This is a genomic window from Sphingomonas sp., from assembly GCF_019746015.1.
In the GTDB taxonomy this organism is placed as follows: Bacteria; Pseudomonadota; Alphaproteobacteria; order Sphingomonadales; family Sphingomonadaceae; genus Sphingomonas.
In genome coordinates this window covers 18739-43493 of sequence record NZ_JAIESM010000005.1, presented here as the reverse complement: position 1 = coordinate 43493, position 24755 = coordinate 18739, and the positions used below count along the sequence as shown (strand labels likewise).

The window sequence follows — 24755 nt, the reverse complement described above, 5'->3', positions numbered from 1 at the left end:
GCCTTTCGAAGAGCATCACGCAGACAGGTTGGACGACGGTTTCGCCGCCGGCCTGCCGACCCGGGCCGATGCCGGGGCCGCCGCGCGGCTGGCCGCGAGCAGTGCCGGCTTTACCCCGATCGATCTGGCCGCCGCCGGCAGTGCGCCGACCAAGCCATTGGAAACGAGCGAAACTTTCACCGCGCGCCCGATCGGCCCGAAAAGCTTCAAGCCCGAAGGCGCCAAGCCAAAGCATTTCAAGCCGGCGGAGCCCGACGACAAGGCCGCCGACACCTGGGACCCGCGCGACGCCGATAGCGGCTTTGAAGACCCGATTGCGCGCGCCCGTGCGGCCGGTTTTGCCGAAGGACTCGCCCATGCCGAGGCCCTGGCGGCGCAGCATATGGACGCGCATGCCGAGCAGCAGGCTGGCTTGGTCGCCGGCATTGCCGCCGCGCTGAGCAGCCCGGAACGGATCGACCGCGAGCGGCTGGCGCAGCAGCTGCGCGATGCCGTCATCCTGCTCGCGCGGCAGCTGGTGGGCGAAGTGGGCGTGGCGCCGGAGCGGATGGCCGGGCGCATCAAGGCGGCCGCCGACATGATTGCCGACACCGCCGAAGCCGCCGTGCTGCGCGTCCACCCGGACGATGCCGCGCTGCTGAAGGAGCATCTGCCGCCCACTTTGTTCCCGATTGCCGACAACAGCGTCGCGCGCGGGCATTTCGTGCTCGAATCGGCCGCCACCATTGTCGAGGAAGGCCCCGAATTGTGGTTCGACCAGCTGAGCGCCGCGATCGAGCGGGTGCCGCTGCCGTCATGCTGAACCGCTTCACCGCCGATTATCTGGACGCGCTCGGCCAGGCCGATGTCGCGCCCCGGCCCAGCATTTCGGGGCGGCTCGCCTCGTTCGACGGGCTGCTGATGGAGGCAACCGGCCTGTCGTTGCCGGTCGGTACCGTGTGTGCGGTGGGCAATGGCGGCAAGGACGGGCGCGGCCGGGTGGAGGCCGAGGTGATCGGCTTTCGCGGCGGCAAGACGCTGTTGATGAATCTGGGCGGCCCGGCGCCGCTCCTGCCCCAGGCGCCGGTGCGGCCGATTGGCGCGCCGGGCGAGGCCGAAGTGGGAGACGCGCTGCTCGGCCGCGTGGTCGATGGCGCGGGCAAGCCGATTGACGGGCTGGGCGCCATTCGCGGCGCCGGCCACTGGCCGCTGGCCGGCAAGCTGCAATCGCCGCTGGACCGGGGCCGCGTGCTCCAGCCGCTCGACGTCGGTGTGCGCGCGATCAACGGGCTGCTCACCATCGGCCAGGGCCAGCGCATCGGCATCATGGCCGGGTCGGGCGTGGGCAAATCGGTGCTGCTGGGCATGATCGTGCGCGCCGCGCGCGCCGATGTGATCGTGATCGGCCTGATCGGCGAGCGCAGCCGCGAAGTGGCCGACTTTCTGGAAACCAAGGTGGCGGGCGAGGCGCGCGCGCGGTCGGTGGTGGTGGCGGTGCCCGCCAATCATTCGCCGGTGCTGCGCATCCGCGGCGCCCTGCGCGCGACCGCCATTGCCGAGGCGTTCCGCGCCGAGGGCAAGAATGTGCTGCTGATCATGGATTCGCTCACCCGCGTCGCGCATGCCGGCCGCGAGATCGGGCTGGCGCTGGGCGAACCGGCCAGTGCGCGCGGCTATCCGCCCTCGGCCATTGCCATGCTGCCCAACCTCATCGAGCGGGCCGGCACCTGTGTCACTTCGGGCGGGTCGATCACTGCCATCTATACCGTGCTGGCCGATGGCGATGACGGCAACGATCCAGTGGTGGACAGTGCCCGTTCGATCCTGGACGGGCATATCGTGCTCAGCCGGGCGCTGGCCGAGCGCGGCGTTTACCCCGCCATCGACATCGGTCCCTCGGTCAGCCGGGTGATGACCGATATTGTCGGCCGCGAACATGCGATGGCGGCGCGCAAGCTGCGCGGGCATCTGGCCACTTATGAGGAAAATCGCGATCTGGTGCTGATGGGCGCCTATCGCGCCGGCGCCGACCCCGCCATCGACGCGGCCATCGCCTATCACCCCGCCATTCTGGACTATGTCCGCCAGGCGCCCGACGAGACGGTGGCGCATGACGAGGCAGTGAACGAGCTGATCGGCGTGTTCGGCGATGGCTAGGAAGGGCGCCGCGCTCGACCGCATTCTGCGCGTGCGCGACGTGCAACTGGGCATGGTGCGCGCCGAGGAAGCACGCGCGCAGGAAAAGCTGGCCAGCGAAACCGCGCTGCGCGACCGGATCGCCGCGCTTGCCGCCAACATCGCCCCCGTTACCGATGCCGCAGCGGCCGCGTTCAGCCTGAAGGCGGCGGCGCACTACCGCGAACGGCTGCACCAGTCCGCCAGCGCCGCCGAAGCGCGCGTTGCCCAGGCCGTCGCCCAGGCCGAGCGCGCCGCCGACGCCACCCGCGAAGCCCGGCGCGACCAGAGCGCGATCGAGAAGCTGATCGCCAAGCGTGCGACCGAGGCGGCGCTGAAGGAAATGCGCGCGCTGCAAAATGCGCCGCCCATCCGCAAGGTTCGGCACGATCCTTGCTGATCCCCCTTGCGGGGCCATCGCGCCCGCGTGGGATGGATGAGATGCAGACTGTTTCAATCGCGCTTGCCACCGGTGTTACACCCCTGAACGTGGGCGCGATTGCGGCCGCCAATCCCGGCGCTGCGGACAGTTTTGCCGCGCTCTTGGGCGCGATGCCGGCCGAAGCGGCTGGTTCGGTGGCGGCGCCGGCAACCGCAGCGGCGGTGCCCGGGTTGAATCCCGCTATCGCCAGCCCGGCAGCAGAGGTCGCGCCTGCCCCGCTCGTCGCCGCACCGGCTGCCAACCCGGCGCCGGCCCTCGCCGTTGCCACGCCAGGCGCGATCGCCGTGCCGGTGGCGCCCGCGCCCCAGCCCGTGAACCAGTTCGCACCCGACTCCACACCGCAGCCCGTCCCGCTGCCCATCGCGGCGGCGGTCGATGGCCGGCAGGCCCTGCGCGGTTTTGCCGGGCGGCGGCAGAACCTTGCCGCCAGCACTGCCCTGCCCAGCCTGCCCCAGCCCGGCCTGACGCAGCCCGCGCTGCGCCCGTCTGAACTGCGCGAGCCTGCGCCGGGCCAGCCCGCACCACCGCTGCCCAATTTGCCCCGGCCGGTCGCGGCCGCAGCCGCACGACCCGACGCTGCGCGCCCCTTGCCCGGCGCTGCGCCCGCACTCACAGACAGCGCGCCAGCCGAAGCGACGGCTGACAATTCCGTCGAGACCGCACCCGCCGAGGTGACGCCTGTTGCGGATGTCGCGCCTGCCATCCGGCCGCGCCCGGCGCAGGTTGCAGAAGCGCCGGCCGTGGTCCGGGTACCGGCGGTGGCCGACGGCGCCGATGCGCCCGAGGGGAGCGCCGATGCCGCGCCCGGCCTTGCCCCGGCCGTAGAACCGCGCGCGCGCCGGGCCACACCCACGCAGCCGCCTGCCCCGCCGCCCGCGCCGCTGCCGGCCCTGGCGGAGGGCCGGCCGACTGTCGCACGACCCGATGACGCACAGCCCGGCGAGATCGCGCAGCCCGCGACGCCGCCCGCCCGTCCGGCTGCACCCGCACCGGCGAGCGTAACGCCCGCGCCCGCCATCACCCCGGCACTCCCGGCGGTCACCCCGGCGCCCACCGCCCAGGGCGCGGACACCCAAGCTGCTCCCGCCGATCCCGCACCCGCCCCGCGCGCCGCCGATGGTCGCGCGCCGGCCGATACGCCACCGGCCCAGCCCGCGCCGGTCGCCCCGCTGCAGGCGCCGGTCGCCGCGATCATTGCCGAGGCTGCCGCGCGCGAAGCGCCAGCCGAGCCGCCGCGCGAACCGACTCCGTCGCCCGCCGCCGCCGCACCACTGCGCGCCGCCCGTGCCAAGCCGCTGCCTGCCGACGCGCCCGCCCGCGCCCGGCAGAGCACGCCCGAGCAGCCGCAGCAGCCCGCCCGCCCCCGCGCAAAGCCGCCAGTGGACACGCCGTCGCTCCCTGAGACGCCGATCCTTGTCGCGGTCACCAGCCCCAGCCCGGTGCCGCTCCCAGCCGAAGACACGCTGACGCCACCCGCCGCGCCGCTCGACGTGCCGGTGGCGCCACAGCCCCAGTCCACCGCGCCCGCCGAGATACGCGCCGCGCCGATCGCTCCGGCCGCTGTGCCGGTGACGCCGCCGAGCGCGCACGCCCCTGCCGGCGCGCCGCCGGTCGCCGTCCGCCCAGTCATCGCTCAGGATGCGGCGCCCGGGCTGATCAGCGTTGCCGCCCCCACCGCGCCGGAGCCGGCCGACGATGCCGAACCCGCCGCCCCCCGCGCCGACATTCCGGCGAGCACACCCCTTGCGCCCGCCGTCGCCTTGGCCGAGGCGCCGCCCGCCGCCACGTCGCCCGAGTCGCGCGCGGCCGACCGCACCCCGCCCGCCGCACAGCCAGCCGCGCCCACGCCGCAGACGCTGACCCCTGATTCGACGCCGGTGCGGACGCCCGCCGCACCCAGCGCCGCGACGCTGCCCCGGGCCGACACCGCGCCGCGCATCGCCCGCGCGGTCGAGGCAGCGCCCGTGCGCTCAGCCCAGCTCACCGCGCCGCAGACGCGCCCGCTACCCGCACCGCTCGCCGCCCGGGCCGACGCGGCGCGCGTGGAAATCATGCCGGCCACCACCAAGGCCCAGGGCGCCTTGCGTGCCGAACCCGCGCCGCGATCGACGCCGGCCACACCGTCATCCACGCCGGCTGCCGCAGCGCGCCCGGTCAACGGCATCGCCAGCCGCCCGGCCGAGACGCCTGCGCCCGCTGCTCCCGCCGTCGTTGCGCCGACCGCACCGGCCATCGCCGCCACCACGCCGGCACCCGCAGCACCGGCGGTCGAGGCCCCGTTGAACACCAGCCCGGCAGCACCGCCCGCTGCCCCGGCACCAGCCGCCAGCAGCGCCGCGCCCGCGATCCCGGCGGCCAGCGCCCCGGTTGCGCAGCCCGCCGCCGCTGCTCCCGTCAACACGCAGGCCAGCACGCCCACCGCCACCCCCATCCCCGCGCCCGTCGTCGCGCCGCCGGCGCCGCGAATCGAGCCGCTCGCGCCCGCAGCAGTGCTGGCCGCTCCCGTCATCGGCGTGGCCCAGCCGGCCGCGCGCGCCTTTGCCGCCGCGATGGCCGCCGCCAGCCCGCGCGCCCGCGTGCTGCGTGAGGAAGAGGCCCCCGCCCCCGCGCCGCTCGCGCCCGTGGCCGAGACCCGCGCGCCGCATGTCGCCGAGCGCACCCCGCTCGACCTGCGCCGCGAGGACTGGCCGCAGCGGCTGATCGACCGGATCGAGGCCGTGCGCGACATGGCCGATGCACAGGACACGCGCATCCGGCTGCGCCCCGAAGGGCTGGGGCGGATCGACGTCCAGCTGCGGCAGGAGGGCGAGACGCTCCATGTCCGCCTCGCCGCCGACCAGGCCCAGACGCGCCAGCTGCTGATCGACGCGCAGCCGCGCCTTGCCGATCTGGCCGCCGAGCGCGGCCTGCGACTGGGGCAGACCAGCATCGACGCCGGCAGCTCGGCCCAGCCCCAGGCGCAGCAGCACGGCCACAGCCAGCCGCGCCAGGCCGCCCCGCCGGCCGCGCGCGCTAACCATCTCGCAAGTGAGACTGACGTAAGGGAACAGGCGGAATCCGGCGGGCGGATTGCCTGATTTGTATCTGATCAAGCGCGGAGAGACCAACAATGGCGAAAGCTGAAGACAAGGAAGAAAAGAACGCGAAGAAGGGCGGCAACGGGCTGGTGAAGATCCTGGTGCTGGTCATCGTGGTTCTGGTGCTGGTGGGCGGCGGCGTGGCCGGCGGCATCTATGCGATGAATACCGGCATGCTCGGCAGCAAGGGCGAGCATGGCGAAAGCTATGACGCGCCCAAGCTGGTGCCCAAGAGCGAGGAAAAGCGCGCCGGCGGCGACGAGGGCGGCCATGGCGGCGGCGGTGGCGGCGGCCATGCCGGGGCACCACTGGGCGCGGGCGGCGACAAATATGCCTCCAGCTATTACCAGATGGACAAGGAATTCACGTCGAACCTGAAGGACAGCGTCCACTTCATCCAGGTCGGCCTGGCGGTATCGACGCCTTACGATTCGCGCGTCATCGATGGGTTGAAGACGCATGAGATCGCGGTGCGCTCCGCCATTTTGCTGGCGCTGGGCGATGCCACCGAGGAACAGATGTTCACGGCGGACGGCAAGCGCCTGCTCCAGGCCAATCTGGTGAAAGCGATCAACGCCGTGCTGAAGCAAAAAGAGGGCTTCGGCGGGATTAGTAACGTCTACTTTACCAATTTTGTTGTTCAGTGACCCGGCATGGTTAACGGGGGATCACCACTGGCAGCTGAGGCAGAGCCGCGCGGGCGACCGCGTGGCGACGCGGCGCATGCCGCGCTGCTCGGCAGCCAGGCGGTGAACCCGTTCGGGGATCTTCACACCCTTCAACATCTGTCGGCGCTGTTCGCGCGCGCGATGCGCGGCGTGTTCGAGCCGCAACTGCGCCGCGAAGTGCGCGTCTGGGCAGAGCCGCTCGCGGTGGAACGCTTCTCAAGCTATCGCGGCGAACGGCCCGACACGCTCACCGCGTGGCAGCCGCTCAAAATGGCGCCCACGCCTGGCCAGGCGCTGATGGTGATCGACGGCAAGTTCGTGCTCGAACTGCTCGACAATTTCTTCGGTGGCGCGGGCGAGGTGCACGGCGCCCTGCCCAATGAATTCTCGCCGGCGGCCGAAGCAATGATTGCGCGGCTGGCCGACACGCTGGTCAAGCCGTTGCAGCGCGCCTGGGAACCGCTGACGCGGATGACCTTCACCCCCGGCCGGGCAGAGGGCAATGCCGCGCTGATCAGCGGCTTCGATGCCGAGGATCCGGTGGTCGTCACCCGCTTCGGCATCGCCAGCGGCGCGGGCAAGCCGCACTTCATCGACATTCTCTATCCCGTGCTCGCGCTCAAGCCGCATGCGCCCCAACTGACGGGCAAGGTGCATGCGCGCGGCGCTGGCGCCGATCCGGCGTGGCGCAACGGCCTGACGCGCGCGGCAATGGGTGTGGGTTTTCGCGTGCGCGCGGTGCTGGCCGAGCCGGTGATCCCGGTCACCAAGCTGATGGCGCTGAAAGAGGGCGACATCATTCCGATCAGCTTTGGCGCGGAAGTGCCGCTGATGGTCGGCAACGACCGGCTGGGCATGGCCACCGCCGGCGCCGCCAATGGCCGCGCGGCCGTGAAGATCACGCGATTTGAGCGCAAGGACGAAGGGGACCTGCAATGAACGACATGACCGGCCAATTCCCGGTCGACGGTGCGGTGGCGGCCAATTTCCGCCTGCTGCAGGATGTCGACGTCAAGCTGACGGTCGAAATCGGGTCGACCAACCTGTCGCTGCGCGAGCTGCTGGCGCTGGGCGAGGCCAGCGTGATCGAGCTGGACCGCGCCGCCAACGATCTGCTCGACGTGTTCGTCAACGGCACGCTCGTCGGGCGCGGCGAAGTGGTGACGGTGGGCGATCGCTTCGGCGTGCGGATGACCGAGCTGGTCGCCCCCGACAAGCGCACGAGCCGCTAGACCATGATGTGGGAATATATCCTGAAGCTGGTCATCCTGCTGCCTCTGGTGTGCGGGCTGATGATCGGCTCGCTCTATCTGTGGCGCCGGCTGGAAAGCCGCCTGCCCGGTCAGCAGGGCGAACGCATGATCCAGGTCCGCGAGACGATGATGCTCTCGCCGGGGCTGAAGCTGGCGGTCATCGAGTTTGACGGGGCAAAGCTGCTCGTCTCGGTCTCGCGCTCGGGCGTGTCGCTGGTCGAGCGGAGCGGGCAATGACGCCGTCGGTCCGCCGGCTTGGCCCCGCCACCGGCCCCAGCCTGTTCCGCACCGCGCCGCCGCGCGCGCGCTCGGGCATTGCCGCGCGGCTGATCTTCATGGCGCTGGGCCTGGTGCTGCTGCTGATCGTGGCCGCGCCTGCCTTTGCTCAGGTCGCGCCGCCGGCCACCCCCGCCCCGCCGGGCATGGGCGACGCAGTCGACCGGGCGCTAGGCGATCTGGGCGGTGGCAACGCGCCCCTGTCGCTCTCGCTCCAGATTCTCATCATCATGGGGCTGTTGTCGGTTCTGCCCGGCATCGTGCTGATGATGACGAGCTTTACCCGCATCATCATCGTGCTGTCGCTGCTGCGCCAGGCGCTGGGGCTGCAGCAGACGCCGCCCAACCAGGTGCTGATCGGGCTGTCGCTGTTCCTGTCCTTCTTCGTGATGGCGCCGACGCTCGACACGATGAACCGCACCGCCATCCAGCCCTATGCCGCCAGCCAGATCGGCGCGACCCAGATGATCCAGCGCGCCGGCCAGCCGCTCCACGTCTTCATGATGAAGCAGACGCGCAAGCAGGACCTGAAGCTGTTTTCGGACATCGCCAAGACCGGCCCCTACAAGTCCACCGCCGACGTGCCCTATTCGGTGCTGCTGCCGGCGTTCGTGACCAGCGAGCTGAAAACCGCGTTCCAGATCGGCTTTCTCATCTTCCTGCCGTTCCTGGTGATCGACCTGATCGTGGCGACGGTGCTGATGTCGCTTGGCATGATGATGGTGTCGCCCACCATCATTTCGCTTCCCTTCAAGCTACTGTTGTTCGTGCTGGTCGATGGCTGGGCACTGACGATGGGCAGCCTTGCCTCCAGCTTCATGAGATAGCCGATGGACGCGCAATTCTTCCTGACGATCGCCAATGAAGCCCTGTGGGTGCTGGCGCTGGCGGCGGCCCCCATCCTGATCCCGGCGCTGCTTGCGGGCCTGATCCTGGGCATGGTGCAGGCGGCCACCTCGATCAACGAGCAGACCTTGAGCTTCGTGCCCAAGCTGGCGGTGGTCGGCGTGTCGCTGGTGATCTTCGGCAGCATGATCCTGGGGCTGCTTTCCGACTTCACCATCGGCATTTTCGAGCGGATTCCGGACCTGGTGCACTGACCATGCTGGGCTTCGGCCTCTCGATCGAGCCGCAGCTCTGGGTGCTGCTGTTCGTGATGGTGCGGGTGAGCGCGGCCTTTGTCGCCGCCCCCGTATTCGGCGCGGTGTCGGTGCCGTTGCCGGTGCGGGTGACGCTGGCCGCCGCGATCGGCATTCTCATCATGAACAGCCGTCAGATCGCGGTGCCGCAGCAGATTTTCGCGCTCACCACCTTCCTTGCCATCGCGGCAGAGGCGCTGGTCGGGCTGGCGATGGGCTTCATCCTGCAGATCGCCTTTGCCGCGCCGCTGGTCGCGGGCGAGCTGATCGGCAATTCGATGGGGATCGGCTTTGCCTCCGCCATCGATCCGCAAAATGGCCGCTCGTCCACGGCGCTGGGCCAGTTTCTGCTGGTGCTGATGACACTGTTGTTCCTGTCGGTGAACGGGCATCTGATGCTGGTCGAGATGCTGGCGCGCAGTTACGAGGTGCTGCCGCCGGGCCGCGCCTGGCTCAACCCGTTGCAGCTGAAGGATATCGCGCTGTTCGGCGGCTATGCCTTTGCCGCCGGCTTCTTGCTCGCGCTGCCGGTGGGGTTCATCCTGCTCTGCCTCAACCTGATCGTCGGCATGCTGTCGCGTTCGGCGCCGTCGCTCAACCTGTTCGCGGTCGGCCTGCCGATCAGCCTGGCGGTGGGCGTGGCGGCGCTGGCGGTTGCCTTCCCGGCAATGGGGGATTTCATGGTCGTCATCGTCCGCGAAGGGCTGGGCGCGATCAATAGCCTGGTGCTCGGCTGATGGCGGAGCAGTTCGGCGACAAGACAGAAGCGCCAACACAAAAGCGCAAACGCGACGCCTATATTGAAGGCCAGCTGCTGCGCTCGCGCGAATTCGCCACCGCGCTCACCGTGCTGGCGGGCTGTGGCTGGCTGGCGCTGTTCGGGCCGCAGCTGATGGCCGGGTGCCGCGCGCTGATGACGCAGAGCCTGACCTTCGGCGCGGCCGATGTCGCCGATTTCCAGCCGCTGCGCCCGTTGGCCAGTGCCGGCTGGCAGCTGGCGCCGGGGATGATCGCGCTGTTCGCCATCACCATTGTCGCGGCGATCTTCAGCCAGGCCGGGCTGGGCGCCTTGAGCTTCAATGCCAAGCTGATGGCGCCCAAGGCACAGCGCATCAACCCGGCCGAAGGGCTGAAGCGCATCTTCGGCCCGCAGGGCTGGATCGAGCTGCTGAAATCGCTGCTGAAGGTCGTGCTGCTGGGCGCGATCGGCTATTACACGCTGCTGTCGATCGCCCAGCAATCGGTCGGGCTCGTCACCAGCGATGTGCGCCAGAGCATCGCCGCGCTTGGCGGCATGCTGACCGGCACGCTGTTCGCCATGGCCGCCGGGCTGGTGGCGATCGCGATGATCGACGTGCCTGTGCAGATGGTGCAGCTGCTCCAGAAGCTGCGCATGACCAAGCAGGAAGTGAAGGACGAGCACAAGGAGACCGAGGGCAGCCCCGAAAAGAAGGCCGCCATCCGCCAGCGGCAGCAGGCAATTGCCCGGCGCAGCATGCGCAAGGCGGTTGCCGGCGCGCATGTCGTGCTCACCAACCCGACACACTTCTCCGTCGCGCTGCGTTATGAGCGCGGCAAGGACCAGGTGCCGGTGGTGGTGGCCAAGGGGCGCGGGGCAAGCGCGCTTGCCATCCGCGAGCTGGCCGCCGAATCGCGCGTGCCGATGCTCGAATATCCGATGCTGGCCCGCGCGCTCTATTACACCACGTGCGAGGGGCAGGAGATCCGCGACGATCTGTATCAGGCAATCGCCACCGTGCTCGCCTTTGTCTTTGGCCTGAACGCCGAGGCCGAGCAGCCCGATATCGACGTGCCGGCAACCGCGCGCTTCGACGAGGAAGGCCGCAAAATCGCCCCCAAACCCTAAGGATCGCCCGCAACCGGCCGTTACTGGAAACAAGGGAAGGACGCGCGCATGGACTCGATCGCAAAGACGCTGGGGGCAGGATCGGGCATCGATTATTCGGCGCTCGTCGGCTCGCTGGTCGATGCCCAGTTCCAGGCCAAGACCCAGCGGCTGACCGAGAAATCGGAACAGCTGACCACGCAGCTTTCCGCCGCTGGCGCGCTGCGCAGCACGATCCGCGACTTTGCCACCTCGCTGAAGACGCTGACCAAGAGCGGCTCGCTGGCCACGCAGGCGACCAGCGCGAATGCGGGCGTGGTGCGCGCCACCGCGCAGCCCGGCGCCAAGCTGGCCGGCTTTGCCGCCCAGGTCGAGGTGCGCCGCATCGCCCAGGCCCAGTCTTCGGCGAGCGCCGTAATCGCCGATCGCACCGCCGCCATCGGCACCGGCACGCTGACACTGACACTTGGCACCGCCACCGTCGCCAATGGCGCGATGACCGGCTTCACGCCGGGCAGCGGCACCCCTGTCAACATCACCATCGATAGCAGCAGCAACAGCCTGGAGGGCGTTGCCCGCGCGATCAACCGCGCCCGCGCCGGGGTGACCGCCAGCGTGGTGAACGATGCCGGCGGCGCGCGGCTGATGCTGAAGGGGCAGACCGGCGAAGCCCAGGCCTTCACGCTGACCGCCACCGAAGATGCCGGCGCGCCAGGCCTTGCCGCACTGAACGTGGGCGTCGGCGCGGCCGGCACCAGCATCGGCACATCCGCGCAGGATGCCGAGCTGGTGGTCGACGGCCTGCGCTTTACCCGCCCCTCGAACAGCATCACCGATCTGGTCGAGGGCGTGCGGCTCGATCTCGTCTCGGCGCAGCCCGGCACGGTGGTGTCGCTCGGCAACCAGACGCCCAGCGATGCGCTGCGCCAAGCGGTGCAGAATTTCGTCGACACCTATAATGAAGTGATCCGTCAGGTGCGCACCCAGACCGACCCGCAAACCGGGCCGCTGCGGTCTGACTTTGCCGCGCGCGACCTGCAGCAGGGCCTCGGGCGGCTGACCCAGATCACTTTGGCCAATGCCGGTGAGACGGGCGTGCCGCGCACGCTGGCCGAAATCGGCGTTGCCACCAATCGCGACGGCACGCTCACCGTGCGCACCGATCAGCTCGACCGGGCGCTGCGTGACAGCCCGCAGGCGGTGGAGGCCATGTTCGCCGATGGCGTTACCTCCACCAATGGCGGGCTGGCGGCCGCGTTCGATGCGCTCGCCACGCGCGCCAATTCCACGGTCGGCGGGCTGGGTGCGAGCGAACTGCGCTACACCAACCAGCGCCAGCAGGTCGGCCGCGACCAGCAGCGCGCCACCGACCAGGCCGAAGTGATGCGCCAGCGACTGACGCGCCAGTTCAGCGGCACCGATGCACGCGTCGCCGCCTATCGCTCCGCCCAGAATTTCATGCAGCAACAGGTTGACGCCTGGAACGGCAGCAACCGATGACCGCTTATGCCAGCCGCATCGGGCGCGATCCCGAGGCGATGTACCGCCAGATCGACCTGGCCGGCCGCACCGCGACCGCCGACGCGCATGGCCTGGTCGAACTGATGTATGACGAACTGATCCGCGCGCTGGGCGCGGTCGCATCAGCGGTGCGCGCCGGCAACCACGCGATCAAGAGCGAGAAGATCGCGCGCGCGGTGGCGATTCTGTTCGCGCTCGAAGCCGGGCTTGATTTCGATCGCGGCGGCGATGTCGCGCGCACGCTCGCGGGCCTCTATCGCGCCGCGCGCAAGGAAATTCTGGACGCCAGCCTTGGCCGCGATCCCGAACCGTTTCTGGAAGTTGCCAATAATCTGCGCGAAATCGCCGGCGCCTGGCGGCAGCTGAAATCAGCCTGACCGGGGTATCGCAGGAAGCGGCCACGCCCGCGCCGCCGTGGTTGTCGAGCGGTTAACCGGATCGGAACGCCTGCGATTCTATAAGCATCGGCTGAAACGAGGGCAGGGCATGTTCAACGACAGCGAACAACCGGGCACAGCGCGCCGCCAGATGCGCACCATCCTGGCGGTGGACGACAGCCGCACCGCGCTTGGCGTGCTGGGAAAAAGGCTGACCGAGCTCGGCTTTCTGGTCGCGCTGTGCGACAATGGCCCGGAAGCGCTGGATCTGATCGCCGCGCGCCCGTTCGATCTGGTGCTGATCGACATGGTGATGCCGGGCATGTCGGGCCTCAACATGCTCGCCGAAATCCGCGGCAGCCGCGACACCGCCGACCTGCCGGTCATCATGATCACCGGCCGCAGCGACCGCGATGCGGTGGTCGAGGCGCTCGCCGCCGGCGCCGACGACCATGTCGCCAAGCCGGTCGATTTCGAGGTGATGGCCGCGCGCATCGAACGCGTCATCGCGCGCGGGCGGCGGATTGCCGAACTCAAACGCTCCAACGCCGCGCTCGACGCCCGCATTGCCGCGCGGGCGGTTGAACTGGGCGAGGCCCGCGCCGAACTGGCGGAGACGCGCGCCGACCGGCTGCGCCTGATCGCCTCGCTGCAAAAGCTGAACGACCGGATCGAGGGCGTCAGCGGAACCAGTGCCGCTGGATGAAATAGCCGGTGATGGCGACGGCAATCGCCGCGCACACCGCCACCACGCCGTCAAACGCCCAGGGCTGATCCGCATAGGGAATGCCCTTCACATTCATGCCGAGCAGCCCGGTCAGGAAGGTCAGCGGCAGGAAGATCATCGCCACGATCGAGATGATCAGCGCGCGCGCGTCGATCTGTTCGGCGCGCAGGTCGGTAAGCGCTTCATGCGTCAGCGCGGCGCGTTCGCGGATCGATTCGAGCTCCTCGGCCATGCGCGCGGCGCGATCGGCGGCGGCGGCCAGATGCATCCGGTCATCAACGTGCAACCACGCGACCGGCAAGCTGCCCAGCTTCTCGATCGCGGTGCGTTGCGGGCTCAGAAACCGGCGATAGGCGATCGCCTGCACCCTGACCGCCGTAACCTGCCGGCGCAGCTCGAACACGCGGCCCGGATCGAGCTGTTCCTCGCAATCGTCGAGCGTATCGCCCAGCTCGGCGACCTCGGGGTCCAGCTCTTCGGTGATGGCGCTCGCCAGTTCGGCGATCAGGTCGCCGGGGTCGTGAATGTGCCCCTCGCGCACCCGTGCCTCGACCACCGCAACCGCCGTCATCGGCCGGCGCGTCACCGAAATCACCCGCGCCGCCACCGCCCAGACGCGAACCGAGGCGAGCGGGTCGGACATCGGCATGTCGTCGCTCGACCGGCCGCGCAGGTTGAGATAGGCGCCGTCGCCGATCTGGTCGCAGCGCGGGCGCGTTTCCGCCGCCAGCAGCGGCTCGACGATATAATCGGGCAGCCCCGCCGCGCCGCACAGATAGCTTTCGGCCTCCTCGTTGGTGGTGGTCAGGTGGATCCACACCAGTTCGGCCGTGCGGTTGACCGCATCGTGAAGGTCAACCGGCTGGATGCTGGCGCCGTCGACTGCATAGGCAAAGCCGCTCATGCCCGGTACAGCTCCAGCGACAGGCCGGCGGGCACGCTTGGCGGGGCAACCCCGTCGATCCGGTCGGCATCGGCGCGGGCACGGGCGAGGATCATCGGCGGAATCGCCTCGGCGAGATAGAGCCGGTCGGCCGCCCCCAGCAGCCGCGCATCGCGCAAGGTGAGCAGGTCGGGGTCGGCGGGCACGAACAGCTGCTCCAGCCGTGCGCGCGGCAGGGCGGGGTCGGCAAGCCACTGGTCAACCGCGCCCGGCGGATGATCGACCAGCGGATCGAGCGCGCCGCCCGCGCCCAGCGCCAGCCCCAACGCGCGCCGCCTGGTGTCGCCCTGGGGGAAGACGCGACGCAGCGCCCCGCGCGCCTCGCCAAGCGCGGTCGCCAGCGTGCCGAGCCCGGCGGGCAGCAAGGCCTCCAGCCGCTGTCGCAGCGCCGCCGCCAGCCCGGCCGAGGCACCGCCCGTGCCGATCGCGACCACCACCGGCGCCCGGTCGATAAAGGCGGGCAGCGTGAAATCGCACAAAGCCGGCCGGTCGACCGCATTGACCAGGATGCCGCGCGCCTTCAGCCGCGCGACCGCCGCGAGCGCTTCTTCCTCATCCTCGATCGCGACGATGGCGAGCGCGGCCGGCGCTGACTCCCCCGCCACCACGGCACCCGCCCGGTCGAGCAGCCGGCGCTTGGCATCGGCCGCGGCCCCTGTGCCCAGCAGGATCACCGGCCGGCCCGCCAGCCGCACGAACAGCGGCAGCCCGGTTTCGGCTAAAGCCATTCGGGCACCCGTTCGGCGGCCAGGATGGTGGAAGGCGCGATCCGATCTGCGACGACGGCATAGCGCGCGCCCGACACCAGCACCTCCGGCACCAGCCCCCGGCTGTTATAGGTGGAGGCCATGGTCGCGCCATAGGCGCCGGCGGTGCGGAACACCGCCAGATCGCCGCCAGCCACCTGGTCGGTCAGGCGGCCGGTGGCGAAGGTATCGCCGCTTTCGCACACCGGCCCGACGATGTTGACAGTCTCGTGGACACCGCTGGGGCGGACGGCGGCGAAATCATGCCAGGCGTCATAGAGGGCGGGGCGGGCGAGATCATTCATCGCCGCATCAACAATGACATGGGGGTAGAGCACCCCCGGCTTCACCCAGATGACGCGGGTCAGCAGCACGCCGGCATTGCCCGCAATCACCCGGCCGGGCTCGACCATGATCGTCACGTCCCAGTCGCGCGTCACCCGCGCCATCATCGCGCCAAGCTCGGCGGGGCTGGGGAAGATGTCGCCGGCGCGATAGGGCACGCCCAGCCCGCCGCCCAGATCGACATGGGTGATCGTGTGACCGGCCGCGCGCAATTCGCCGACCAGCGCGCCGATCCGCACATAGGCAGCCTCCAGCGGATCGAGCGTCTGCAGCTGGCTGCCGATATGGATCGCCACCCCGCGCAGGTTGAGCCCGGGCAGCCCGGCGAGCCGCTGGAAAATGGCCGGCGCCTGATCGACGCCGACGCCGAACTTGTTTTCCGCCTTGCCGGTGGAAATCTTGGCATGGGTGCGCGCATCGACATCGGGGTTCACCCGCAGCACCGCCTGCGCCACCTGGCCCCGCGCGGCGGCCAGCGCGGCGAGCACGCGCCCTTCCTCCTCCAGCTCGATGTTGAACTGGCCGATCCCGGCGGAAAGTGCCGCTTCCAGCTCGGCCACCGTCTTGCCGACGCCGGAAAAGACGATGTCGGCGGGCGCCATGCCGGCCGCCAGCGCGCGCGCCAGTTCACCGCCCGATACGATGTCTGCGCCATAGCCCGCCTTGGCCAGCACGCGCAGCACCGCGAGGTTGGGATTGGCCTTTACCGCGAACGCAAAATGCACCCGGCCGACCGGGGCCAGCCCGGCGCGGAACACCTGCGCGTGCCGCTCCAGCGTGGCGGTGGAATAGACATAGACCGGCGTGCCCACCTCGGCCGCGATGCGCTCCAGCGGCACGTCCTCGCACCACAGCGCGCCGTCCTTCAGGTGGAAATGGTCCATGGCTCAGCTGGGCGGCAGGTCGAATTCGTCGCCGCGCCGCTCTTCGGATTTGCGCAGCAGCTCGTCGCTGCGCTGCGGTCGCGCCTGGGGCGAGGGGCGCATCAGCTCGGCCGCGGTGGGCGACTGGGTGGCGCCATAGGGCGCACGCGGCAGCGACTGGCCGGCCTGGGGCTTCAGCCCGTTATTCTGCCCGCACGCCGCCAGCGCGAGCATGCCGCACCCGACCAACGCAGACCGACCGACCGACCGCATTACTTGCCTCCTTCAGCGCCCGTGCGGGCCGCCGCGATCGCCGCGCGAACCCGGGCCGGCGCGGTGCCGCCATAGCTTGCCCGCGCCGCCACCGACGCATCGACGCCCAGCACCGCATAGACGCGCGCATCAAGGGCGGAGTCAATCGCCTGCAGTTCGTCGAGCGGCAGCTGGTCGAGCGAGACGCCCAGTTCCTCGGCGCGCTTCACCACCCGGCCGGTGACATGGTGCGCCTGGCGGAACGGCAAGCCGGCCTCGCGCACCAGCCAGTCGGCCAGGTCGGTGGCGGTGGCAAAGCCGGCTTCGGCGAGCGCACGCATCCGCGCGGTGCGGAAAGTGGCGCTCTCCACCATGCCGGTCATCGCCGCGATCGAGAGTGCGAGCAGATCATGCGCCTCGAACACCGGCGGCTTGTCGTCCTGCATGTCCTTTGAATAAGCGAGCGGCAGGCCCTTCATCGTCATGGTCAGCGCCACCATGCAGCCAGTGATGCGCCCGGCATGGCCGCGCACCAGCTCGGCGGCGTCGGGGTTGCGCTTTTGCGGCATGATCGAGCTGCCGGTCGACCATTGGTCACTGAGCGCGACAAAGCCGAAGGGCTGCGACGCCCAGTTGACGAATTCCTCCGCCAGCCGCGACAGATGCAGCGCGCACTGGGTGGCGGTCATCAGATAATCGAGCGCGAAATCACGGTCCGACACCGCATCGAGCGAGTTGCGCGTGGGCGCGGTGAAGCCAAGCGCGCGGGCCGTCGCCTCGCGGTCGATGGGATAGGGCGTGCCGGCGAGCGCGGCGGAGCCCAGCGGGCAGAAATTGCCCCGCGCGCGCGCATCGGCAAAGCGGCTGCGGTCGCGCGCGATCATTTCGTGATAGGCCATCAGATGATGGCCCAGCGTCACCGGCTGCGCGCTCTGCAGATGCGTGAAGCCCGGCATCACGCTGTCGGCATGTTCCTCCGCGCGCGCCAGCAGCGCCGCCTGCAGCCCGGCCAGCCCGGCATCGACCGCGTCGATCGCATCGCGCACCCACAGGCGGAAATCGGTCGCCACCTGGTCATTGCGCGAACGGGCCGTGTGCAGCCGCCCGGCCGCCGCGCCGATCTTTTCGGCCAGCCGCGCCTCGGTCAGCATATGGATGTCTTCCAGCGCCAGATCCTCGGGCACGCCGTGCGCGGCATAATCGGCGGCAACCGCGTCCAGCCCCGCCAGAATCGCCTCGGCATCGGCCGCGCTGATGATGGCTTGCGCGCCCAGCATGGCAGCGTGTGCGCGCGAGGCGGCGATGTCCTGCTGCCACAGCCGCTTGTCGAACGGGATGGAGGCGTTTATCTCGCGCATCACCGCCGCCGGCCCTTCGGCAAAGCGGCCGCCCCACATGCTGTTGGAGCCCTGCCCTTTGGACGCCTGCCCCTTGGCCTCAAGATCGTCCCGCTCGATCATCTGTCTCCTGCTCGGCGCCGCGCTGGTCGCCGGGTGCGATAGGCAATCCGCCGACAACCTACAAGCGCCCAGCGCCCCCGCGCCGGCGAGCGCGCCAATGCCTGACGAGGTGCCCGCCGCGCCGCGCGCCGCCCCGGTGGAGGGCGCCATCGACCGCAGCCATGCCGGCGAGGCCGCACCCGCCACCGCCTTCAAGGACGCATCGGGCAAGGCGGTGACCATCGCCCGCTTTGCCGGCAAGCCGGTGCTGGTGAACCTGTGGGCGACGTGGTGCGCGCCGTGCGTGAAGGAGCTGCCCTCGCTCGATGTGCTGGCCGGCGCGCAGGCCAATATCGCGGTGATCGCGGTCAGCCAGGATCAGGACGGCATGGCCAAGGTCGGGCCATTTGTGGCGCGTGGCGGCTATCGCCATCTGCCGCCCTATCTCGATACCGAATCGGGGCTGAGCTTTGCGCTGGGCGCCAATCTGCCGACGACGGTGCTTTACGATGCCAAGGGGCGCGAGCTGTGGCGCGTGGCCGGCGGGCGCGACTGGGCAAGCGCGGAGAGCCGCGCGCTGTTCGCGGGGCTCTAACTTGGGCGGGCCGGCGGTCTCGGAGGACTCTGGCCTCGCCGACGTGCTCGATCAGGCCTGGGCGCTGCTGGCGCAAGGGGCGGGGGACCGGCACAGCCCGTGGCGGACGCTCAATCTCGCCACCATCGCCGCCGATGGCCGCCCCAATGTGCGCACCGTCGTGCTGCGCGCGACGGCGCGGGGGCCGGGCACGGTGCGCGTCCATACCGACCGGCGCAGCGAGAAGGCGCGCGAGCTGGCCGGCGACCCCCGGGTGATGCTGCACGGCTATGATCCGGCCGGTGCCGTGCAGCTGCGGCTGGCGGGCCGGGCGAGGCTCCATATCGGGGATGCGGTGGCGGCTGCCGGCTGGGCGGCGAGCGCGGCGATGTCGCGCGCCTGTTATCGCGGGGCGGCACCGGGCAGCATCGTTCCCGCGCCGCCGCCCGCGCCCGATGCCCGGGGCGAGGGCGGCGCTGATAATTTCGCCGTGGTCGAGGTGACGATCGAGACGCTCGAATGGCTGTGGCTGTGCGCCGCCGGCCATCGCCGCGCGCGCTTCGATCTGGCGGCCGGCACCGGCCACTGGCTCGCGCCCTAGCCCCTTGTCACCCCCGGCGATTGGGCTAGCCTTGCTGGCGGGACAATCGGGGAGAGGGACGATGAAGAAGCTGCTCGCGGCGATGCTGCTGGCCACTGCCGCGCCGGCGCTGGCGGCGCCCTCCGACGATCTGGCGCGGGTGATCGACGATCACTGGGCGTGGTGGCTGGCGACCAATCCCGAACAGGCAACGGCGCTGGGCGAGCGGCGCTATGACGACAAGATCAGCGATGTGAGCCTGGCCGAGGCCGACCGGCAGGCAGCGGCCGCGCAAGGCTTTCTCAAGCGGTTGAACGCGGTGCCCGATTCCGGGCTGTCGACGGCGGAGCGGGTGAACAAGGCGATCCTTGCGCGGCTGCTTTCGGAGCAGGTGGAAGCGAACGGCTTTGGCGCGCGGCAGGTGCTGTTCACCAGCTATTATAGCTGGCATCAGGGCTTTGCGAGCCTGGCCGAGAATGTGCCGCTGCGCACCCGCGCCGATTTCGACAGCTATCTGGCGCGGCTCGCCCAATATCCCGCGCTCAATCGCGAGGCGATGCGGATCACCCGCGCGGGCGTGGCCGCCGGCTATGCCCAGCCCTGCGTCGCAATCGGCGGGATCGAAAAGTCGATCACCGGAGTGATTACCGCGTCGCCCGAAGACTCGCGCTTCTACGCGCCGTTCAAGGGCGAGCGCCCCGGCGATATCAGCGCGGCCGACTGGGCGGCGATGCAGGCCCGCGCGCGCACCCTCGTCACCGATGTGCTGAACCCCGAATACCGCGCCTTCCACGAGTATTTCGTGAAGGAGTATCTGCCCAAATGCCGGCAGAGCGTGGGTGCGTCGGCGCTGCCCGATGGCGCCGCCTGGTATGCTTTCCGCGTGCGCCAGATGACGACGACCAATTTGTCGCCCGAGGAAATTCACCAGATCGGGCTGCGGGAAGTCGCCCGCATCCGCGCCGAGATGGACGCCGCCGCCACCCAGGCCGGCTTTGCAAGCCGCGCCGCCTTCATTGCCGCGCTGAAGAGCGACCCCAGATATTTCGCGAAAACGCCCGAGGAACTGCTCGCCGCCGCCGCGCTGGAGGCAAAGCGGCATGACGGCCTGTTGCCGCGCTATTTCAGCCGCCTGCCGCGTCTGCCCTATGGCATTCGCGCGATTCCGGCGGAAACGGCGGAAGGCACGACAACGGCCTATTACGGCCCCGGCGCGCCGCCCGCCGGGATTGCCGGCACCTATTTCGTGAACACCTCCAAACTGCCGCAGCGCCCGCTTTGGGAGCTGCCGGCGCTGACCGCGCATGAGGCGGTGCCCGGCCACCATCTGCAGATCGCGCTGCAGCAGGAGCTGGAGCTGCCCAGTTTCCGCAAATATGCCGCCGGCTTCACCGCCTATGTGGAGGGCTGGGCGCTCTATACCGAGCGGCTGGGCATCGAGATGGGGCTGTACGACACGCCCGAAAAGACGATGGGGCGCCTGTCCTATGAAATGTGGCGCGCGTGCCGGCTGGTGGTCGATACCGGGCTCCACGCCAAGGGGTGGAGCAAGGCCCGGGCGGTTGCCTTCATGAAGGACAATACCGCGCTGACCGACGCCAATATCGATGCCGAGGTCAACCGCTATATCAGCTGGCCGGGCCAGGCGCTGGGCTACAAGATGGGCGAGCTGAAAATCCGTGCGCTGCGCGCCCGGGCGGAAGCCGCGCTGGGCACCAAATTCGACCTGCGCGCCTTCCACGACGTGGTGCTGGGCCAGGGCGCGGTGCCGCTCGACGTGCTCGAAGCGCAGGTCGACGCCTGGATCGCGACGCAGAAGTGAGGGTGATGCCCGGAAAAAATGGTGCTGCCGGCGAGGATTGAACTCGCGACCTCAGCCTTACCAAGGATGCGCTCTACCACTGAGCTACGGCAGCAAATCCGGGCTTGCGGATTGAGGCCGCGCCTATGAGCGGCGGGCGCGCGCTTGTCAAGGCGGGCCGCGCCGGCGATAGACACACCCATGGCAACCCCCCGGGACGAGGCGCGCGCCGCGCGGCTGGCGCAGGCGCTGCGCGACAATCTGAAGCGGCGCAAGGCGCGCGCGCGCGCGCTCGACGGGTCGGCCGAGGCCGAGCCAGGCGCGGACGCCGATGAGACGCCCGCGCCCCCGATCACCCCATGATGAAGGCGTTGAGCTTGTTGCCGTCGGGGTCGCGGAAATAGGCCGCGTAAAAGCCGCTGTCGCCGCGCGGTCCGGCGGGACCCTCGCAGGTGCCGCCATGGGCCAGCGCAATCTCGTGCAGCCGGTCGACCTGGGCGCGGTCGCGCGCTTCGAGCGCCACCATCACGCCATTGCCGACGCTTGCCGGATTGCCGTCAAACGGCTTGGTGAGGCCAATGCCCGCCGCGCCGCCGGGCTTGCCCCAGGCAATGAAATTCTCGAACTCCATCATGCGCCCCACCCCCATTTCGGCGGCGATGGCGTCATAGAAGCGCGCGGCGCGCGCCAGGTCGTTGGTCCCCAGGGTCACATAACCGATCATCGCGCTTGTCCCTCCGTCCGACTCGATGACGGAACAATACAGGAACAAAGCGGCGCGTCAATCCATCAGCGTGGCCGGTGCTGGGTGCCCCTGCCGGCGGTGATGAACAGCGCGGTCGCCTCCGCCGCCACATCGGCAGTGTGCCACGCGCCGGGCGGGTTCACGGCATAGTCACCCATGCCCAACGGCACCGTGGCGCGGGTGCCGTCGGCCATTTCCTGATGCAGCGTCAGGCTGCCCGCCACGCACAGCACCAGCTCGTCGCCCTCGGGGTGCATTTCCCACGAGTCCCAGCTTTCGGTGAAGCGATAGAGGCTGACCAGCCGCCCTTCCGCGCCATCGCCCGCCGTGCGCGCGACATAATCGGCATACCAGTCCATGCCGGTAAAGGCCGGCTGCGGCCGGGCGGTCGCCCCCAGGCCCAGATGCGCGGGGTGGGTGAACATTGACGGCATCGCTCGGCTCCTGTTCTCAACCGGTCACAGCGGCGCGCATTTGGCATAGAGCCAGCCGCGCTCGTCGGCATCCATTTGCGGCCCCAGAATGTCGAGCACGCGCGCGTGATAGGCGTTGACCCAGCCGCGCTCGGCATCGCTCAGCAGCGCGGTGTCGATCAGCCGGCGCTCGATCGGGGCGAAGGTCAGCGTCTCGAACCCCAGCATCGCGCCGCCCTCGGTCTGGCGCTCTTCCACCAGCACGAGGTTCTCGATGCGGATGCCGAAATCGCCCGCCTGGTAATAGCCGGGCTCGTTCGAGATGATCATGCCTGCGCGCAGCGGCTCGGCCGGGCCGCCGCCGGGATAGCTGGGCATGGCGATCCGCTGCGGCCCTTCATGCACCGAGAGATACGCGCCGACGCCGTGGCCGGTGCCATGCGCATAATCCAGCCCCACCTCCCACAGGGGGCGGCGGGCAAAGGCGTCGAGCTGGCCGCCGGTGGTGCCGGGCGGGAACAGCGCGGTCGCCAGCGCGATATGCCCCTTCAGCACGCGGGTGAAGCGGTCGCGATGCTCGGCGGTCGGCTCGGTCACCGGCACCACGCGCGTCACGTCGGTGGTGCCGTCCAGATACTGGCCGCCCGAATCGACCAGATAGAGCTGGCCCGGCAGCAGCGGCGCGTTGGAGGCGGCATCGACCCGGTAATGCGGGATCGCGCCATGCGCGCCGGTGGCCGAGATGGTGTCGAACGAGGTATCGCGCAGCACGCCGGTCGCCTGGCGGAACTCGAGCAGCTTGGCGACGCAGTCGAGCTCGGTCAGCCCGCCCTTGGGCGCCTCCGCCTCCACCCAGCGCAGGAAGCGGGCGAGCGCTGCGCCATCGCGGGCGGAGGCCGCGCGGTGCCCGGCAATCTCGACCTGATTCTTCAGCGCCTTGGCCAGCACCACGGGATCGCGCTCGGCAATGATGGTGGCGCCGCCCGCTTCCAGCGCGGACAGGATCGCCGCCACCGCGCGTTCGGGGTCGGCCGCCACCCGCTTGCCGGCATAGCGCGCCAGCGCCGGCGCAAACGCCTCGCGCGGGTGCAGGCGGATGGCGTTGCCCAGATGCTGGCGCACGGCATCGGTCAGCTTTTCGGGCGCGACGAACAGGTCGGCGGTGCCGTCTGCATCGACAATCGCATAGGCCAGCGCCACCGGCGTGTGCGCCACATCGCCGCCGCGAACATTGAGCAGCCACGCAATCGAATCGAGCGCGGTCAGCACCACCGCATCGGCCTGATGCCGGGCAAGCCACTCGGCAATCTGCGCGCGCTTGGCCGCCGAACCCTGGCCGGCGACCGCTTCGTCCTGCACCGCCATCAGCGCGGGCGAGGGGGCGGGCCGATCCTGCCACACCGTATCGACGGGATTGTTCGGCACCGGCACCAGCGTGCCGCCATGCGCGGCCAGCGCCGCCTGCGCCTCCGCCACCCAGCCGCTGGTGTGGAGCCAGGGGTCATAGCCGATCCGCGCACCGGGTGCTGCATGCTGCGACAGCCAGCGCGCGACGCTCGACTGCGGCACGCCGACATAGGCCCAATGCTCGGCACTCACCTGCTCGCGCACCTGGATGGTGTAGCGCCCGTCGACGAAGATCGCGGCGGCATCCGACAGCACCACCGCGGTGCCGGCCGAGCCCTGAAACCCGGTCAGCCAGGCCAGCCGCTGGGCATAATCGCCGACATATTCGCTCATATGCTCGTCGGTCAGCGGGATGACAAAGCCGTCCAGCGCACGGGTGCGCAGTTCAGCGCGCAGCGCCGACAGCCGGTCTGCATGGGTCGACATGGTGATCCTCTCTTTCCTGCCACGCCTCTTTGCCGCAGAACCCGCCGGCGAGGCAACCGGCGCGGCCGCCAAACGCGGCTAACATTGCTTTAACCTTGTCGTGCCATGGTGGGGCCATGGGTAAGAAGCGTTGCAAATTCTGTGATCGCACCGTCGACAAGGTCACGCTGTCGCGTTGCCAGGTCAGCGCATGCCCGATGCAGCGCCGCTATGTCGGCATGCCGCGCAAGCTGGCGGTGCGCCTGGTTCTGCTGATGGTAGGCGGCTCGGCCGCGGTGTTTGGCGGTTTTGCCTATTTCTCCTCGCAGTCCGACTCCGGCATGGAGCGGCAGCGCGCGGTCGTCTCGGCGATCGCCCAACGGGTTGAATCGGTGACCGGCGTCAATCTGGGCAGCGGCGACGCGGCACGGCATGCCGCGTTCACGCTGAGCCCGCCCGATCCGGCCGCCGCCTCGCGCGTGCAGAATTTTCCATGCGATGCCAGCGCCAGCACCAGCCGGCGGATGGTTTGCAACCATTGGGAACTGGCGACTGCCGACTATAATCTTCGGCTGGCCTATGTTTCCGCGCTGAAGGCGGTCAGCAATCCCGCATCGCTGCGCCGGTCGCACCGCGACTGGCTCGACCAGCTCGACCAGATCGGCAATGATCCCGAAGCGGTGATGAACCATTATGCCGATCGGATGGAAAAGCTGAACGGATCCGCCGCGCGCGCGCCCAAGGCATAAGCGCCGCTTCCCT

Annotated in this window: 28 protein-coding genes and 1 tRNA gene; 20 read left to right on the top strand and 9 right to left on the bottom strand. The window is 70.0% G+C overall.

The window, feature by feature from the left end:
• Positions 1-28: 28 nt before the first annotated feature.
• The 15 genes from K2Y03_RS00565 to K2Y03_RS00495 all read left to right on the top strand — a co-directional run bounded on the left by K2Y03_RS00565 (position 29) and on the right by K2Y03_RS00495 (position 13459).
• Positions 29-802, top strand: a complete 774-nt coding sequence (locus K2Y03_RS00565) for a FliH/SctL family protein (RefSeq protein ID WP_294087402.1) — start codon at positions 29-31, stop codon at positions 800-802.
• Positions 796-2136, top strand: coding sequence for a FliI/YscN family ATPase (locus tag K2Y03_RS00560; protein ID WP_294087401.1), 1341 nt, complete (start codon positions 796-798; stop codon positions 2134-2136). The genes K2Y03_RS00565 and K2Y03_RS00560 overlap by 7 nt, the downstream gene beginning before the upstream one ends.
• A complete protein-coding gene (locus K2Y03_RS00555; protein ID WP_294087400.1) occupies positions 2129-2554 on the top strand; it encodes a hypothetical protein in 426 nt (141 codons plus the stop codon). The genes K2Y03_RS00560 and K2Y03_RS00555 overlap by 8 nt, the downstream gene beginning before the upstream one ends.
• 41 nt (positions 2555-2595) lie before the next feature.
• Positions 2596-5673, top strand: coding sequence for a flagellar hook-length control protein FliK (locus K2Y03_RS00550; RefSeq protein WP_294087399.1), 3078 nt, complete (start codon positions 2596-2598; stop codon positions 5671-5673).
• Positions 5674-5705: 32 nt separating this feature from the next.
• Complete coding sequence (fliL, locus tag K2Y03_RS00545; RefSeq protein WP_294087397.1) at positions 5706-6320, top strand: flagellar basal body-associated protein FliL; 615 nt, start codon at positions 5706-5708, stop codon at positions 6318-6320.
• 6 nt (positions 6321-6326) lie between these two features.
• The gene (locus K2Y03_RS00540) at positions 6327-7280 is read left to right on the top strand and encodes a flagellar motor switch protein FliM (RefSeq protein WP_294087394.1); all 954 of its coding nucleotides are present in this window, start codon (positions 6327-6329) and stop codon (positions 7278-7280) included.
• Positions 7277-7573 (top strand): flagellar motor switch protein FliN, encoded by a 297-nt coding sequence (fliN, locus tag K2Y03_RS00535; protein ID WP_294087391.1) that lies wholly within the window; start codon positions 7277-7279, stop codon positions 7571-7573. The genes K2Y03_RS00540 and fliN overlap by 4 nt, the downstream gene beginning before the upstream one ends.
• A 3-nt stretch (positions 7574-7576) precedes the next feature.
• Positions 7577-7831 carry a flagellar biosynthetic protein FliO gene (locus K2Y03_RS00530; protein ID WP_294087389.1) on the top strand — a complete coding sequence of 85 codons (255 nt, stop codon included), beginning with the start codon at positions 7577-7579 and terminating at the stop codon, positions 7829-7831.
• Positions 7828-8697, top strand: coding sequence for a flagellar type III secretion system pore protein FliP (gene fliP / locus K2Y03_RS00525; RefSeq protein ID WP_294087387.1), 870 nt, complete (start codon positions 7828-7830; stop codon positions 8695-8697). The genes K2Y03_RS00530 and fliP overlap by 4 nt, the downstream gene beginning before the upstream one ends.
• Positions 8698-8700: 3 nt before the next feature.
• Complete coding sequence (locus K2Y03_RS00520; RefSeq protein WP_294087386.1) at positions 8701-8970, top strand: flagellar biosynthetic protein FliQ; 270 nt, start codon at positions 8701-8703, stop codon at positions 8968-8970.
• Between the two features lie 2 nt (positions 8971-8972).
• Positions 8973-9746: a flagellar biosynthetic protein FliR gene (gene fliR, locus K2Y03_RS00515; RefSeq protein ID WP_294087385.1), complete on the top strand. Its 774-nt coding sequence runs from the start codon at positions 8973-8975 to the stop codon at positions 9744-9746.
• Positions 9746-10876, top strand: a complete 1131-nt coding sequence (locus tag K2Y03_RS00510) for a flagellar biosynthesis protein FlhB (protein WP_294087384.1) — start codon at positions 9746-9748, stop codon at positions 10874-10876. The genes fliR and K2Y03_RS00510 overlap by 1 nt, the downstream gene beginning before the upstream one ends.
• A gap of 48 nt (positions 10877-10924) precedes the next feature.
• Entirely contained in the window at positions 10925-12355 is a 1431-nt protein-coding gene (gene fliD / locus K2Y03_RS00505; RefSeq protein ID WP_294087383.1) for a flagellar filament capping protein FliD, read from the top strand.
• On the top strand, positions 12352-12753 hold the full coding sequence (gene fliS / locus K2Y03_RS00500) for a flagellar export chaperone FliS (protein WP_294087380.1): 402 nt from the start codon (positions 12352-12354) through the stop codon (positions 12751-12753). The genes fliD and fliS overlap by 4 nt, the downstream gene beginning before the upstream one ends.
• A 109-nt stretch (positions 12754-12862) precedes the next feature.
• Positions 12863-13459, top strand: a complete 597-nt coding sequence (locus K2Y03_RS00495; RefSeq protein WP_294087376.1) for a response regulator — start codon at positions 12863-12865, stop codon at positions 13457-13459.
• Here K2Y03_RS00495 and K2Y03_RS00490 read toward each other — a convergent pair.
• The 5 genes from K2Y03_RS00490 to argH are packed head-to-tail and all read right to left on the bottom strand — an operon-like array spanning position 13434 to position 18026.
• Positions 13434-14384, bottom strand: a complete 951-nt coding sequence (locus tag K2Y03_RS00490) for a CorA family divalent cation transporter (protein WP_294087375.1) — start codon at positions 14382-14384, stop codon at positions 13434-13436. The two genes, K2Y03_RS00495 and K2Y03_RS00490, sit on opposite strands and share 26 nt — an antisense overlap.
• On the bottom strand, positions 14381-15151 hold the full coding sequence (locus tag K2Y03_RS00485) for an NAD(P)-dependent oxidoreductase (protein ID WP_294087374.1): 771 nt from the start codon (positions 15149-15151) through the stop codon (positions 14381-14383). The genes K2Y03_RS00490 and K2Y03_RS00485 overlap by 4 nt, the downstream gene beginning before the upstream one ends.
• Complete coding sequence (gene lysA, locus K2Y03_RS00480; RefSeq protein WP_294087373.1) at positions 15142-16398, bottom strand: diaminopimelate decarboxylase; 1257 nt, start codon at positions 16396-16398, stop codon at positions 15142-15144. Before lysA ends, K2Y03_RS00485 begins: the two co-directional genes overlap by 10 nt.
• Positions 16399-16401: 3 nt before the next feature.
• Positions 16402-16650 carry a hypothetical protein gene (locus K2Y03_RS00475; protein ID WP_294087372.1) on the bottom strand — a complete coding sequence of 83 codons (249 nt, stop codon included), beginning with the start codon at positions 16648-16650 and terminating at the stop codon, positions 16402-16404.
• On the bottom strand, positions 16650-18026 hold the full coding sequence (gene argH / locus K2Y03_RS00470) for an argininosuccinate lyase (protein ID WP_294087371.1): 1377 nt from the start codon (positions 18024-18026) through the stop codon (positions 16650-16652). The genes K2Y03_RS00475 and argH overlap by 1 nt, the downstream gene beginning before the upstream one ends.
• A 160-nt stretch (positions 18027-18186) precedes the next feature.
• Here argH and K2Y03_RS00465 point away from each other — a divergent pair, with 160 nt between their 5' ends.
• The 3 genes from K2Y03_RS00465 to K2Y03_RS00455 all read left to right on the top strand — a co-directional run bounded on the left by K2Y03_RS00465 (position 18187) and on the right by K2Y03_RS00455 (position 21044).
• A complete protein-coding gene (locus K2Y03_RS00465) occupies positions 18187-18663 on the top strand; it encodes a TlpA family protein disulfide reductase (RefSeq protein ID WP_367114737.1) in 477 nt (158 codons plus the stop codon).
• Positions 18664-18706: 43 nt separating this feature from the next.
• Positions 18707-19243, top strand: coding sequence for a pyridoxamine 5'-phosphate oxidase family protein (locus K2Y03_RS00460; RefSeq protein ID WP_294087369.1), 537 nt, complete (start codon positions 18707-18709; stop codon positions 19241-19243).
• Positions 19244-19304: 61 nt separating this feature from the next.
• A complete protein-coding gene (locus K2Y03_RS00455; RefSeq protein WP_294087367.1) occupies positions 19305-21044 on the top strand; it encodes a DUF885 family protein in 1740 nt (579 codons plus the stop codon).
• Between the two features lie 19 nt (positions 21045-21063).
• Here K2Y03_RS00455 and K2Y03_RS00450 read toward each other — a convergent pair.
• Positions 21064-21138: transfer RNA gene (locus tag K2Y03_RS00450), tRNA-Thr, on the bottom strand.
• Between the two features lie 86 nt (positions 21139-21224).
• On the opposite strand from K2Y03_RS00450, the gene K2Y03_RS00445 reads away from it, so the two are divergent.
• The gene (locus tag K2Y03_RS00445; protein ID WP_294087366.1) at positions 21225-21386 is read left to right on the top strand and encodes a hypothetical protein; all 162 of its coding nucleotides are present in this window, start codon (positions 21225-21227) and stop codon (positions 21384-21386) included.
• Here the strand turns inward: K2Y03_RS00445 and K2Y03_RS00440 are convergent.
• From K2Y03_RS00440 to K2Y03_RS00430, 3 genes are all read right to left on the bottom strand, one after another.
• Positions 21376-21747, bottom strand: coding sequence for a VOC family protein (locus K2Y03_RS00440; protein WP_294087364.1), 372 nt, complete (start codon positions 21745-21747; stop codon positions 21376-21378). The genes K2Y03_RS00445 and K2Y03_RS00440 overlap by 11 nt on opposite strands.
• Before the next feature lie 65 nt (positions 21748-21812).
• A complete protein-coding gene (locus K2Y03_RS00435; protein WP_294087362.1) occupies positions 21813-22202 on the bottom strand; it encodes a cupin in 390 nt (129 codons plus the stop codon).
• 24 nt (positions 22203-22226) lie between these two features.
• Positions 22227-24014, bottom strand: coding sequence for an aminopeptidase P family protein (locus K2Y03_RS00430; RefSeq protein ID WP_294087360.1), 1788 nt, complete (start codon positions 24012-24014; stop codon positions 22227-22229).
• Positions 24015-24130: 116 nt separating this feature from the next.
• Between K2Y03_RS00430 and K2Y03_RS00425 the strand changes: the two genes are divergently transcribed.
• Complete coding sequence (locus K2Y03_RS00425; protein WP_294087357.1) at positions 24131-24742, top strand: hypothetical protein; 612 nt, start codon at positions 24131-24133, stop codon at positions 24740-24742.
• Positions 24743-24755 lie beyond the last annotated feature (13 nt).

What these genes read in the sequence shown, in the direction of transcription:
- K2Y03_RS00540 (WP_294087394.1), top strand. Translation starts at nt 6,327, where the DNA reads ATGGTTAACGGGGGATCACCACTGGCAGCTGAGGCAGAGCCGCGCGGG.
- fliP (WP_294087387.1), top strand. Translation starts at nt 7,828, where the DNA reads ATGACGCCGTCGGTCCGCCGGCTTGGCCCCGCCACCGGCCCCAGCCTG.
- K2Y03_RS00520 (WP_294087386.1), top strand. Translation starts at nt 8,701, where the DNA reads ATGGACGCGCAATTCTTCCTGACGATCGCCAATGAAGCCCTGTGGGTG.
- K2Y03_RS00430 (WP_294087360.1), bottom strand. Translation starts at nt 24,014, where the DNA reads ATGTCGACCCATGCAGACCGGCTGTCGGCGCTGCGCGCTGAACTGCGC.
- fliS (WP_294087380.1), top strand. Translation starts at nt 12,352, where the DNA reads ATGACCGCTTATGCCAGCCGCATCGGGCGCGATCCCGAGGCGATGTAC.
- K2Y03_RS00435 (WP_294087362.1), bottom strand. Translation starts at nt 22,202, where the DNA reads ATGCCGTCAATGTTCACCCACCCCGCGCATCTGGGCCTGGGGGCGACC.
- K2Y03_RS00510 (WP_294087384.1), top strand. Translation starts at nt 9,746, where the DNA reads ATGGCGGAGCAGTTCGGCGACAAGACAGAAGCGCCAACACAAAAGCGC.
- K2Y03_RS00550 (WP_294087399.1), top strand. Translation starts at nt 2,596, where the DNA reads ATGCAGACTGTTTCAATCGCGCTTGCCACCGGTGTTACACCCCTGAAC.
- K2Y03_RS00530 (WP_294087389.1), top strand. Translation starts at nt 7,577, where the DNA reads ATGATGTGGGAATATATCCTGAAGCTGGTCATCCTGCTGCCTCTGGTG.
- fliL (WP_294087397.1), top strand. Translation starts at nt 5,706, where the DNA reads ATGGCGAAAGCTGAAGACAAGGAAGAAAAGAACGCGAAGAAGGGCGGC.
- K2Y03_RS00440 (WP_294087364.1), bottom strand. Translation starts at nt 21,747, where the DNA reads ATGATCGGTTATGTGACCCTGGGGACCAACGACCTGGCGCGCGCCGCG.
- K2Y03_RS00555 (WP_294087400.1), top strand. Translation starts at nt 2,129, where the DNA reads ATGGCTAGGAAGGGCGCCGCGCTCGACCGCATTCTGCGCGTGCGCGAC.
- K2Y03_RS00560 (WP_294087401.1), top strand. Translation starts at nt 796, where the DNA reads ATGCTGAACCGCTTCACCGCCGATTATCTGGACGCGCTCGGCCAGGCC.
- K2Y03_RS00490 (WP_294087375.1), bottom strand. Translation starts at nt 14,384, where the DNA reads ATGAGCGGCTTTGCCTATGCAGTCGACGGCGCCAGCATCCAGCCGGTT.
- K2Y03_RS00475 (WP_294087372.1), bottom strand. Translation starts at nt 16,650, where the DNA reads ATGCGGTCGGTCGGTCGGTCTGCGTTGGTCGGGTGCGGCATGCTCGCG.
- K2Y03_RS00455 (WP_294087367.1), top strand. Translation starts at nt 19,305, where the DNA reads ATGAAGAAGCTGCTCGCGGCGATGCTGCTGGCCACTGCCGCGCCGGCG.
- K2Y03_RS00485 (WP_294087374.1), bottom strand. Translation starts at nt 15,151, where the DNA reads ATGGCTTTAGCCGAAACCGGGCTGCCGCTGTTCGTGCGGCTGGCGGGC.
- K2Y03_RS00495 (WP_294087376.1), top strand. Translation starts at nt 12,863, where the DNA reads ATGTTCAACGACAGCGAACAACCGGGCACAGCGCGCCGCCAGATGCGC.
- K2Y03_RS00425 (WP_294087357.1), top strand. Translation starts at nt 24,131, where the DNA reads ATGGGTAAGAAGCGTTGCAAATTCTGTGATCGCACCGTCGACAAGGTC.
- K2Y03_RS00445 (WP_294087366.1), top strand. Translation starts at nt 21,225, where the DNA reads ATGGCAACCCCCCGGGACGAGGCGCGCGCCGCGCGGCTGGCGCAGGCG.
- lysA (WP_294087373.1), bottom strand. Translation starts at nt 16,398, where the DNA reads ATGGACCATTTCCACCTGAAGGACGGCGCGCTGTGGTGCGAGGACGTG.
- fliD (WP_294087383.1), top strand. Translation starts at nt 10,925, where the DNA reads ATGGACTCGATCGCAAAGACGCTGGGGGCAGGATCGGGCATCGATTAT.
- K2Y03_RS00465 (WP_367114737.1), top strand. Translation starts at nt 18,187, where the DNA reads ATGCCTGACGAGGTGCCCGCCGCGCCGCGCGCCGCCCCGGTGGAGGGC.
- argH (WP_294087371.1), bottom strand. Translation starts at nt 18,026, where the DNA reads ATGTGGGGCGGCCGCTTTGCCGAAGGGCCGGCGGCGGTGATGCGCGAG.
- fliN (WP_294087391.1), top strand. Translation starts at nt 7,277, where the DNA reads ATGAACGACATGACCGGCCAATTCCCGGTCGACGGTGCGGTGGCGGCC.
- fliR (WP_294087385.1), top strand. Translation starts at nt 8,973, where the DNA reads ATGCTGGGCTTCGGCCTCTCGATCGAGCCGCAGCTCTGGGTGCTGCTG.